Source organism: Thermostichus sp. MS-CIW-15, assembly GCF_054060575.1.
The window spans coordinates 1-10,599 of the sequence record NZ_JBSSDI010000053.1; the positions used below are offsets into that span (position 1 = coordinate 1).

General features: G+C 61.2%; 10 protein-coding genes. 7 read left to right on the forward strand and 3 right to left on the reverse strand.

Going from position 1 to position 10,599, the window contains the following annotated elements:
* Window positions 1-101: 101 nt before the first annotated feature.
* From sufD to sufB, 3 genes are all read right to left on the reverse strand, one after another.
* A complete protein-coding gene (gene sufD, locus ACVW0R_RS13010) occupies window positions 102-1,388 on the reverse strand; it encodes a Fe-S cluster assembly protein SufD (RefSeq protein ID WP_099812916.1) in 1,287 nt (428 codons plus the stop codon).
* Entirely contained in the window at window positions 1,385-2,158 is a 774-nt protein-coding gene (gene sufC, locus ACVW0R_RS13015) for a Fe-S cluster assembly ATPase SufC (protein WP_457502168.1), read from the reverse strand. Before sufC ends, sufD begins: the two co-directional genes overlap by 4 nt.
* Before the next feature lie 101 nt (window positions 2,159-2,259).
* The gene (gene sufB, locus ACVW0R_RS13020; protein WP_457502169.1) at window positions 2,260-3,696 is read right to left on the reverse strand and encodes a Fe-S cluster assembly protein SufB; all 1,437 of its coding nucleotides are present in this window, start codon (window positions 3,694-3,696) and stop codon (window positions 2,260-2,262) included.
* A 162-nt stretch (window positions 3,697-3,858) separates the two neighbouring features.
* Between sufB and sufR the strand changes: the two genes are divergently transcribed.
* The 7 genes from sufR to ACVW0R_RS13055 all read left to right on the forward strand — a co-directional run bounded on the left by sufR (window position 3,859) and on the right by ACVW0R_RS13055 (window position 10,527).
* Entirely contained in the window at window positions 3,859-4,587 is a 729-nt protein-coding gene (gene sufR / locus ACVW0R_RS13025) for an iron-sulfur cluster biosynthesis transcriptional regulator SufR (RefSeq protein WP_011431002.1), read from the forward strand.
* Window positions 4,588-4,637: 50 nt separating this feature from the next.
* Window positions 4,638-4,763 (forward strand): hypothetical protein, encoded by a 126-nt coding sequence (locus ACVW0R_RS13030; RefSeq protein ID WP_255322479.1) that lies wholly within the window; start codon window positions 4,638-4,640, stop codon window positions 4,761-4,763.
* 87 nt (window positions 4,764-4,850) lie between these two features.
* Window positions 4,851-6,206, forward strand: a complete 1,356-nt coding sequence (locus ACVW0R_RS13035) for an efflux RND transporter periplasmic adaptor subunit (RefSeq protein WP_099883714.1) — start codon at window positions 4,851-4,853, stop codon at window positions 6,204-6,206.
* 539 nt (window positions 6,207-6,745) lie between these two features.
* On the forward strand, window positions 6,746-7,816 hold the full coding sequence (locus ACVW0R_RS13040; RefSeq protein ID WP_011431000.1) for a 3-deoxy-7-phosphoheptulonate synthase: 1,071 nt from the start codon (window positions 6,746-6,748) through the stop codon (window positions 7,814-7,816).
* Window positions 7,817-8,017: 201 nt separating this feature from the next.
* On the forward strand, window positions 8,018-8,623 hold the full coding sequence (gene miaE / locus ACVW0R_RS13045) for a tRNA-(ms[2]io[6]A)-hydroxylase (protein ID WP_011430999.1): 606 nt from the start codon (window positions 8,018-8,020) through the stop codon (window positions 8,621-8,623).
* 25 nt (window positions 8,624-8,648) lie between these two features.
* Window positions 8,649-9,983, forward strand: coding sequence for a sensor histidine kinase (locus tag ACVW0R_RS13050; RefSeq protein ID WP_099812925.1), 1,335 nt, complete (start codon window positions 8,649-8,651; stop codon window positions 9,981-9,983).
* Window positions 9,984-10,284: 301 nt separating this feature from the next.
* A complete protein-coding gene (locus ACVW0R_RS13055; RefSeq protein ID WP_099812927.1) occupies window positions 10,285-10,527 on the forward strand; it encodes a CBM20 domain-containing protein in 243 nt (80 codons plus the stop codon).
* Window positions 10,528-10,599 lie beyond the last annotated feature (72 nt).

Genomic DNA, 10,599 nt, shown 5'->3' on the forward strand with positions numbered 1-10,599 from the left:
GTCAGCGTCGCGTAGTGACAACGGAAACGGACAGAATGCTATCGCTTCACCGCTGAGCAGTAATGCTCAGCAGTGTTCAGCGTAAATGTATCAGGGACAACTCAGCCGGATCCCAAGCGCTTGGCCACCTGGGAAGGAAGCTGGGCCAGCGGGATCCCCTCTAGGATCTCTGCCGCAAAGGCGTAGGTGAGGAGTTGCCTGGCCTGGGCTTGGGGAATGCCGCGGCTTTGCAGATAGAAGATCTCTTCCGCCTCCAGTTGGCTGACGGTGGCTCCGTGGGCGCATTTGACGTTGTCGGCAAAGATCTCCAGTTGGGGCCGGGTATCCACCCGCGCCTTGGGGCTCAACAGCAGGTTGCGGTTGGTCTGGGCGGCGTCTGTCAGTTGGGCTGCTTGGCTCACCAGGATCCGCCCGCTGAAGACCGCGCGGGCCGCCTCGTCCACGATGCACTTGTGCAGTTGGCGGCTGCTGCCGTGGGGCGCTTGATGGAGCAAGCGGGAGTGGGTGTCGCTGTGCTGGGATCCCTTCACCAGGGTCAGCCCCTGCAGCTGGGTGTGGGCCTGGGGCTCCACCTGGACAAGCTCCAGGTTGTGGCGGGAAAACTGGGATCCCCACTGGATGGCCTGCAGCCGGTAGTGGCTGTCGCGGCCCTGGCGCACAGCAGTCTGGTTGATGTGAAAAGCCTGGGATCCCTGCCGCTGCAGGATCACATGGTGTAGACGGGATCCTTCGGCCAGGGCGATCTCGGTAACAGCGTTGCCGAAGGGGATCCCTGCCCCCCACGAGACGTGGTCTTCGATGAGGGTGAGGGAGCTGTGGGCCTGCAAAGCCACCAGACAGCGGGGCTGGGCCAGAACCGCCTCTCCTTCAGAGGCCACCGTCACCCAGAGCAGGTGCAAGGGCGGCAAAACTTCCTGCTGGGGTGGCAGCTCGATTTGGATCCCGTCGGCCAGATGGGCGGTGTTGAGGGCGCTGAAGACATCGACCTTGGCGATGGTTTGCAACAATCCAGGGGCAGACTGGCTCAGAGGAGCTATTCGCAGGGCCGACGGCAGGCCGCTCAAGTCAGAAAGCTGGGGGGCAAAGTAGCCGTTGACGAACACCGCATAGCTGTGACGGCTCTCCGGCCACAGCCAGGGCTCCAGGGTGGCCCGCTCCAGACCCAGATCCCCAGGGCCGGCCAGGCGAAAGGCATGGGCCACTAGCGGCGAGAGGTCGCTGTATTTCCAGTCTTCCTCGCGGGGGGTGGGGATCCCCAGCTCCGCCAGTTGGGCGCGGGCCTGCTGCCTCAGGGTGGTATGGGGATCTTCTACCTCCGGGATTTGGCGGAGGAGGTGCTCCAGAAAGGAGTGGCCAAAGCGCTCAGCCCTCTCGGAGGGGTTGCTCATCGCGCCTCCTCCTTGAGCCAGTCGTAGCCCCGCTCTTCCAGCTCCAGCGCCAAGGTCTTATCGCCGCTGAGGACGATGCGCCCGCCTTCCATCACATGCACATAGTCGGGGGTCACATACTCCAGCAGGCGCTGGTAGTGGGTAATGAGGAGCATGGCCTTCTCAGGGCCGGCCAGTTGGTTGATGCCCTGGGCAACGACGCGCAGGGCGTCGATGTCCAGGCCGGAGTCCGTCTCGTCCAAAATGGCCAGCGTCGGCTCCAGCACAGCCATCTGCAGGATCTCGTTGCGCTTTTTCTCGCCGCCGGAAAACCCTTCGTTGACGGAGCGCTCCAAAAAAGCGGGATCCATCTTGACAATGCTCAGCTTTTCCCGCACGAAGTCGTCAAACTCGAGGGGATCCATTTCCGGCTGATCCCGGTATTTCTGCCGGGCGTTGTAGGCAGCCCGCAGAAAATCCAAGTTGCTCACCCCCGCAATCTCAATGGGGTACTGAAAGGCCAAGAAGATCCCGGCCCAGGCCCGCTCCTCCGGCTCCATGGCCAAGAGATCCTTGCCCAAATAGAGGATCTCGCCCCCTGTTACCCGGTAGTCGGGGTGACCGGCCAAGATCTTGGAGAAGGTGCTTTTCCCAGAGCCATTTGGCCCCATGATGGCGTGGATCTCGCCGGCCCGAACTTCCAGGTTTACCCCCTTGAGGATAGGGGTGCCGTCGATCTCAGCGGTGAGATCGCGGACAGATAAAATGACAGGGCTGTTTTCCCGGATCATCTCAGCGGTTGCTCTTGAATGAACTCCAGACGAGCGTTCACCCTGGGATCGCGCAGCTAGCTAAAGTAAGCCGACAATGGCCAATTCAGCTGGCTGGGGATCTAGCCAACGGATCCCTCTAGCTTCAAGCTCAGCAAGCGATCGGCCTCGACGGCAAACTCCATGGGCAGTTGGTTAAACACCTCCCGGCAGAAGCCGCTGATGATCATAGACACAGCATCCTCTGCAGAGATGCCGCGCGACTGGAAGTAAAACAACTGCTCTTCTCCAATCTTAGAGGTTGAGGCTTCGTGCTCCACTTTGGCGGTGTTGTTTTGCACCTCAATATAGGGGAAGGTGTTGGCGCTGCACTGATCCCCAATCAACATGGAATCGCACTGGGAAAAGTTGCGGGCACCTTCCGCTTTCGGCCCGATTTTGACCAGGCCGCGGTAGCTGTTTTTGGAGTGCCCAGCCGAGATCCCTTTGGAGATAATTTTGCTGCGGGTGTTGCGGCCCACGTGAATCATCTTGGTGCCGGTATCGGCCTGCTGGTAGTTGTTGGTGAGGGCAACCGAGTAAAATTCGCCCACCGAGTTTTCCCCCACCAGCACACAGCTGGGGTACTTCCAGGTGATGGCGGAGCCGGTCTCCACTTGCGTCCAAGAGATTTTGGAGTTGGCCCCCTGACACAGGCCGCGCTTGGTTACAAAGTTATAAATGCCCCCTTTGCCGTTTTCGTCGCCGGCATACCAGTTCTGCACCGTGGAGTATTTAATTTCGGCATTGTCTAGGGCAATTAACTCCACCACCGCCGCATGCAGTTGGTTGGTGTCGAACATGGGGGCAGTACACCCTTCCAAGTAGCTGACGTAGGATCCCTCGTCGGCAATGATCAGGGTGCGCTCAAACTGGCCCGATTCGCCGTTGTTGATGCGGAAATAGGTGGAAAGCTCCATGGGACAGCGCACCCCTTTGGGCACATAGACAAAGGATCCATCACTGAACACTGCCGAGTTCAGCGCCGCGTAGTAGTTATCAGCAATGGGAACCACACTGCCCAGGTACTTGCGCACCAGCTCAGGGTACTCCCGCAGCGCCTCCGACATGGAGCAGAAGATGATCCCTTCCTTGGCCAGCTTCTCCCGGAAGGTGGTGGCCACCGAGACGCTGTCGAAGATGGCATCCACCGCCACATTGGCCAGCCGCTTCTGTTCAGACAAGGGGATCCCCAGTTTCTCGAAGGTCTCCAACAGCACCGGATCCACTTCGTCCAGGCTCTTTTTCTTGGGCTGCACCTTGGGGGCCGAGTAGTAGACAATGTTTTGGTAGTCAATGGGCGGGTAGCTGACGTTGGGCCAGGTGGGCTCGCTCATCTTCAGCCACTGGCGGTAGGCCCGCAGCCGGAACTCTAGCATAAAGTCCGGCTCCCCCTTCTTGGCCCAAATTTGCCGGATGATGTCCTCGTTTAGGCCTTTGCCGATGGACTCAGAAGGGATGTCGGTAACAAAGCCGTACTTGTAGGGCTGGCTAATGAGGGTGCGGACGCTCGTAGACATGGATGGCTCTTGGTTAGGGACAGGGTCAAGACAGACGGCCAACTAAAACAACACGGTTGTTGCTTAACTAACCCTCAGGTTACTGTAGCAATGATCCCGTTGTCAAAGTAGCTGTGCTGGCAGCGGCAGCCGAGTGAACCCAGTCTAACCAGGAGGGCGAGGGTGGAGAGCGCGCACAAGATCACCGGGCGGTTCACGCAGCCCCTTTCCAGCAAGCAGGCCATCCTAGTCTATTTGCGCAAGGCGGGGCAGGCCACCGCCCAGACTCTGGCAGAGCACTTGGGCATTTCTCCCCAAGCCATTCGCCGCCACCTCAAGGATCTAGAGGCGGAGGGGCTGATCCACCACGTCGCTCAAGCCAGTGGCCTGGGCCGCCCCCAGCACTTCTATCAGCTTAGCCCCCAAGGGGAAGCGCAATTCCCCACAAGCTACGACGAGTTTGCCCTGGGCCTGCTCAATACGCTGGCCGAAACCCTGGGATCCGAACAGATGGGATCCCTGCTCCAGCAGCAGTGGCAGCGCAAAGCCCAAGAGTACCAAGCCCAGATGGGATGCGGATCCCTGGCCAAGCGGCTGGAGCGCTTGGTGCAGTTGCGCCAGGCAGAAGGCTACATGGCGGAGTACTACCCCTACCCCAACCACCTGGCTGCGGCCAGGGCAACAGAAGGCGCTGAGCAGTATGCCGAGCAATACGTATTGGTGGAGCACCACTGCGCCATCGCCCAAATTGCCCAGCGTTTTCCCAGCGTCTGCGGCCACGAGCTGGAGATGTTTGCCGCCGCCCTGCCCGACTGCCGGGTAGAGCGCCTCACCTGGCAGGTGAACGGAGAACACCAGTGCGGCTACTGGATTGCCAGGATGGGATCCCCTCCTAGACCCAGCCACGAGTAGCAGTAGGTGGCGGCTTCGGAAGACAGGCAAGAGCAGCTATAGCTCTGGCCGTGCAAGGGCCATGGGTCAGTTGGCTCAAGTCCGCCTTTGAGCAGTATTTCCTAGCCAAGATGCGCTGGGGGTGGGCGGTGCCTTGGTTTGAGCGCCTCAGTTTGCAGGGGGTGGGGCTCTCATAGAGCCCATCTCCAAGCCATTGGGAGATTTGGTCTTTCCTTAGCCTCTTTCTCTCGTCACTCTCAAGTTACGCCTTGGACACTTGCACTATGGAAACTCAAGTCGGCAGGTTGCACCAACAAAGGTTTTCCGGCTGGAGCTGGGGCCACCTGGGCTGGGCGCTGCTGTTCCTCTCGCTAGGGGGGCTGGGCGGCTGGCTGCTGGGATCCCAAAGCCGGCCCGGTCCAGGGGTAGCCGCTTCGGAGCTTCCCGTCAGCGAGACGGAGTCCTTGGAAACTGCCAAGGCCGCCCCGTTGGCCACGATGGAGGTCAAGCCTCGGGAAATCGGCCAAGAGCGGATTCTGGTGGGCAGCCTAGAGGCTGTGGAGCGCACCTCCCTCAGCAGCCGCATTGTGGGCCGAGTTCTGGAGCTGCCGGTTCAGGAGGGGCAGCAGGTGGCGGCCGGATCCCTGATTGCCCGTCTGGATGTCAGCGATGTGCAGGCCGCCCAGCAACAGGCCCAGGCCCAGCGGCAACAGGCTGAGGCGCAACTGCAGCAGGCCCAAGCAGGCCTTCTGGCCGCCCAGGCAGGGGTGAGGGGAGCGGAAGAAGCCTTGCGCCAGGTGCAAGCCCAGAAGCAGCAGGCGGAAGCGGAGCTGCAGGAGGCCCGTTTGCACCAAGAACGCATGCAGAAGCTGCACGCCGAAGGGGCCGTGGCCCAAGCCCAGGTGGATCAGGCCAATACGCGGGTAGCCGTGCTCTTGGGCCGGCTGGCCCAGCTCGAGGCCGGGATCCAGCAGGCCGAACAGGGATTGACCCAAGCGCGGGCCCAGCTTGCCCAGGCCAAAGGCCGGATCCCTGAGGTGCAGGCGGCCATGGCCCAGGCGCAGGCGGGGGTGGCACAAGCCCAAGCCAACCTGGCCTACGGAACCCTGGTTGCCCCCTTTGCCGGCGTCGTCACCCGCAAGTATGTGGAGGTAGGGGCTTTGGCGGGGCCGGGCCAGCCGATAGTGGAGCTAGAAAGCAGCGAGCGGCTGCGGTTTTCCGTGGCTGTGCCCGAATCGCTGGCCGGCCAGATCCGGGTGGGACAAGGGGTGCCCATCAGCATCGACAGCCTCAACCAAACCGTGGAGGGAGCCATTCGCCAAATCATCCCCAGCGCCGATCCCAGCTCGAGAACCGTGGAAGTCAAGGCGGAGATCCCTCCGCTCCCCGGAGCCATGCCGGGCATGCTGGGCCGTCTGAAGTTGGCAGGAGAAACCCGCCAAGCCCTGCTGCTGCCCCAGACAAGCCTGGTAGAACAGTTCGGCCTGACGGGCGTGTATCGGCTGGCGGACGGCAAGCCGCTGTTTACGCCGGTGGCGGTGGGATCCCGCTATGGGGATCTGGTGGAGATCCACGCCGGGCTGCAGCCTGGAGACGAGGTGATCCAGGAAGCGGCTGCCGTTCGGGCCGGATCCTTCTGAAGCCTGTTTTCTGGGACAGAAGCCCAGAGTCCTGCTGACTGTCTTGGTTTCCGCCGGGCTTGCGGGGCTTTCGCCGCTGCGGCCCCTGAGGCAGCGGCAGGAAGTTCCTAGTTGCCCTGAAGCTTTTCTCCTCGCACCGCTTGCAACAGCGTCGCAGAGCGATGGCTACGGGGCGGGCAAGCCTCTTGAGCTGGGTGGGGGAAAGCCGTCCTCTGGGCTGCGCCCGGGGAACCCTGGGAGCGACCCAGAACCTGAGCCCGTCTTGGCAAATCCAGTTTCTTTTTGGGTATACTTCCGCTATACTCATCTCGTACAGATTCCGAGTTCCTTCCCCTGAAGATGATCTTGCGCGCTCCCTTTTTTGGCTACTTTACCTTTCCCTGGCAGCGACCAGGGCGGAAGGGTGGCGCGTAAACTATAGAGCCTAGGTTTACCTGAGTCAGTCCTGAAGCCCTGAGCCCAGTGCCAGGGCTTTTTTGATGGCTCGACAGCTCAATCCCTCACTTGCCCATCCCTTGGACACAATGAAGGACAGTTCTATGCCCCCCCAAACCGACAACTGCAACATCCAAGAGGTGACTCCCTTGATTGCCCCTGCTGCTGTCAAGGCCAAGCTGCCGCTGACGGAAACGGCAGCCCAAGTGGTGCTCTCCACGCGGCAGGCCATTCGCGACATCATCCACGGACGGGATCTCCATCGCCTGGTGGTGATCGTCGGCCCCTGCTCCATCCACGATCCGGAAGCGGCCTTGGAGTACGCCCACCGCCTCAAGCGGGTGGCCGACCGAACCCGCGAGCACCTGGTGATCGTGATGCGCACCTATTTTGAGAAGCCGCGCACCACCGTGGGCTGGAAGGGGTTGATCAACGATCCCCACCTGGATGGCTCCTGCGACATTGCCACCGGCTTGCAACTGGCCCGCTCCATCCTGCTGCAGATCAACGAGCTGGGCCTGCCCTGTGCCACCGAGATGCTGGATCCGGTGACCCCTCAATACACCGCAGACCTGGTGAGCTGGGCGGCCATCGGCGCCCGAACCATCGAAAGCCAGACCCACCGGGAAATGGCCAGCGGCCTCTCCATGCCCGTGGGCTTCAAAAACGGCACCGACGGGCGGCTGGAAATTGCCCTCAACGCCATCTTGTCTGCCAGCCACCCCCACAGTTTTCTGGGCATTGGCCAAGACGGCATGACGGCCTTGGTGAAAACCACCGGCAACCCGGATCGGCACATCGTGTTGCGCGGCGGCGGCGGCAGAACCAACTACGGCCCGGAAGATGTGGCGCGGGCGGCGTTGCTGATGAAGGATCAAGGGATCCCGCGCTCGGTGATGGTGGACTGCTCCCACGACAACTCACAGAAGGACTACCGCCGGCAGGGATCCGTCTGTCGGGCGGTGCTACAGCAGTACCAAGCGGGGCAGCGGGCCTTGATGGGGCTGATGCTGGAGAGCAACCTCAACCCGGGCAAGCAAACCTGGCAGGAAGGGGCGCCGCTCCAGTACGGCGTTTCCATTACCGACGGCTGCATTGGCTGGGAAGAGACCGAAGACCTGTTGCAGGAGATGGCGGCGGTCGTAGCAGGGAAAACCTTGGCTCTGAGCCATTGAGGCGGGGGCCAGCCTTCTGAAAAATCCCCGAACTCCCCTCTCCCTCTGGAAGAGGGGCCGGGGATAGGGACAACTGCTGCCAGAGCGTCAGACGGGATCCAAGACTTAGAAAGGGGTACGCCGGCAAAGCTAAGATCCGATTAACCCAGTTCCGTTCCCTGCTCCCGCAGCGGGCAGGGTGGGTCAACCTGGAAGCTGTTGATGCCTGAAACCTCTTCTGACCCTGTGCCGACGCTACAACTGGCCTCGCCGACTTCTGCGGCCTGGATCGACCAAGCCATTCGTCACCTCGACCTTATCTTGTTGGATCACGCCAACTGCGAGAAAAAAGCGGCGGGCAACGCCCTTAGTTTGCTGTTTCGCTACCCGGCCAACGGGCGGCTGGTGGAAGCGCTGTCGCCGCTGGCGCGGGAGGAGCTGCAGCACTTTGAGCGGGTGCATCGCCACCTGCAACGGCTGGGGATCCCGATCAGGCCCCTCTCGGCTGCTCCCTACGCCAGCCGTCTCAACCAGCACCTGCGCCGCTCCGAGCCGGAGCACCTTTTGGACGCTTTGCTGGTGGCCGCCATCATCGAGGCCCGCAGCCACGAACGCCTGGGCCTGCTGGGGATCCACGCCCCCGACCCGGAGCTGCGGCAGTTTTACCTCTGGCTGGCGGCGGCTGAAGAGCGGCACTGGCAGTTGTATCTAGACCTGGCGCTGGAGCAGTTCCCCGCTGACGAGGTGCAGGAGCGGCTGGACACCCTGCTGCAGGTGGAAGCGGAGATTTTATCGACCCTTCACCCTGAGCCTCGTGTCCACAGCTAACCCATCCCCTTCCCGCGCAACCCCCATGTTCCAGGCAACGCGGCGGTGGTTGGCCCTCTGGTACACCGTGGTAACAGGGGTGTTTTTGTTGCTGTTTGCCGGCAGCTTCTACTGGTATGTGCAGTCAACCCTGATCGAGCGGGTGGACGACACGCTGGGCCATGTGGTGGAAATTGTCGAGCGCTCCCTGGTGGTGGACGAGAGCCTCTTGGATCCACAGCAGGCCCGCCAGAGCTTAGAGGCCAGCTTTCGGGATGATCCCAGCACCCTGGAGGACGACCACATCGACCTGGAGTGGTTTGATCCCCAGGGATCCCTCATCTGGTCCACGGTGCCCGGCGGCATCCCTGCCCCCCTGCTGACCGAGGGATCCCTGCACACCGCCCGCATCGCGCCTGGGTATTGGCTGCGCCAGTTCACCGAGCCGATCCTGGCCGGTGGGAAGCTGCTGGGGTATTTGCGGGTCAGCCACCCCTGGTTTGAGGTGAGCAAGCCGACACGCCAGCTCATTCGGGATCTCAGCCTCTGGGTAGTGGCCAGTTTGGCCTGTGTGGGGGGAATCGGCTGGCTGCTCTCCGGTTTGGCCATGCAGCCCATCCGCCAGTCTTACCAGCAGCTCAAGCAATTTACCGCCGATGCCTCCCACGAGCTGCGCAGCCCCTTGGCCAGCATTCAAACCACGGTACAGGTGGCTTTGGCCGATCCGCACCTGGACGCCGACACCCGCCAGCGCTGGCAGATGGTGGAGCGGCTGTGTTTGCGGCTGGGCCGCCTGGTGGACGACCTGCTGTTTCTGGCCCGCCACGACAGCGGCATGGTGCCTTTCCAGCCCCGCTGCTGTGCGCTGGATGCTCTGCTGCTGCAGGTGGTAGAGGAGTTGCAAGGGCTGGCCAACCAGAAAGGGATCCACCTCAAGCTGGACATTGTCACCCCCGACGAGGAAGCAGAGGGCTATCCCTTCGCCTTTTGGGGAGATGAAGACCTGTTGGCCCGCCTGTTCACCAACCTGATCGAAAACGCCCTTCTCCACACTCCCTCTGGCGGCGAGGTGCAGGTGCGCCTTAGGCAGTGGCTGCGCTCCGGATCCCCAGAACTGGTGCTTCAGGTGCAAGATAGCGGGCCGGGGATCCCACCCCAGGCGCTGCCCCACCTGTTCGACCGTTTCTACCGGGTGGATCCGGCCCGCAGCGGGGATCCCAATCGGCGGTCGGGATCGGGTTTGGGGCTGGCCATTGTCAAAAGCATCGCCGAGCAGCATCGGGGGCAGGTGCAGGTGGAGAGCGAGGTGGGGCAGGGATCCACCTTTGAGGTGATTTTGCCCCAGCGACAATTGGAAACTTGCACTCCAGAAACCCTCTGAAAGTGCTCCAGAAAACAGACAATTCTTGGACAGTATGTTAAGTTCAAGCTAAAGTTCAATTGTTCTTTACTTAGAGAGCTTTACTTTGGGGCTTTAGGTCTTTTTTGTGGCCTTCTGTGTTTTCTGTTTGCGGATCTGAGAACTTCTTTTTTTTAAAACTCAGGATAGGCCAGACAAGGCGGAACTGGATCGCAGCTTTTGTTTTCTCTTACCAGTTGTCGGCAGGGTAATAAGCCAACTGATCAAGCCTGTCTATCTACCGGCAAATCCAGAATAGGTTCCTCTCCCTCTCCTTCGGAAAATGTATCGCTTTCAAGTTCGCGCCACCACTCAGCCCGGCGATCGAATTGCCCTGGTGGGATCCAGCCCTCAACTGGGCGCCTGGGATCCCTGCCGCTGTGTTTGGCTGCAGACGGATCCCGATCGCTACCCGCTCTGGTGGGTGGAGTTGCCATTAGGCCCGGCAGATGGCACTTCTAGCCCACTGTCCTCTGGGGAGGGACTCGAAGAAACCCCTCGACTGGAGCATGACTCTAGTCAATGATATGCTGGACTATACTGAAAATAATGCCCAGTATGTTCAGTATGGCTGCTTGGTATGGCTAGGTATGTAAAA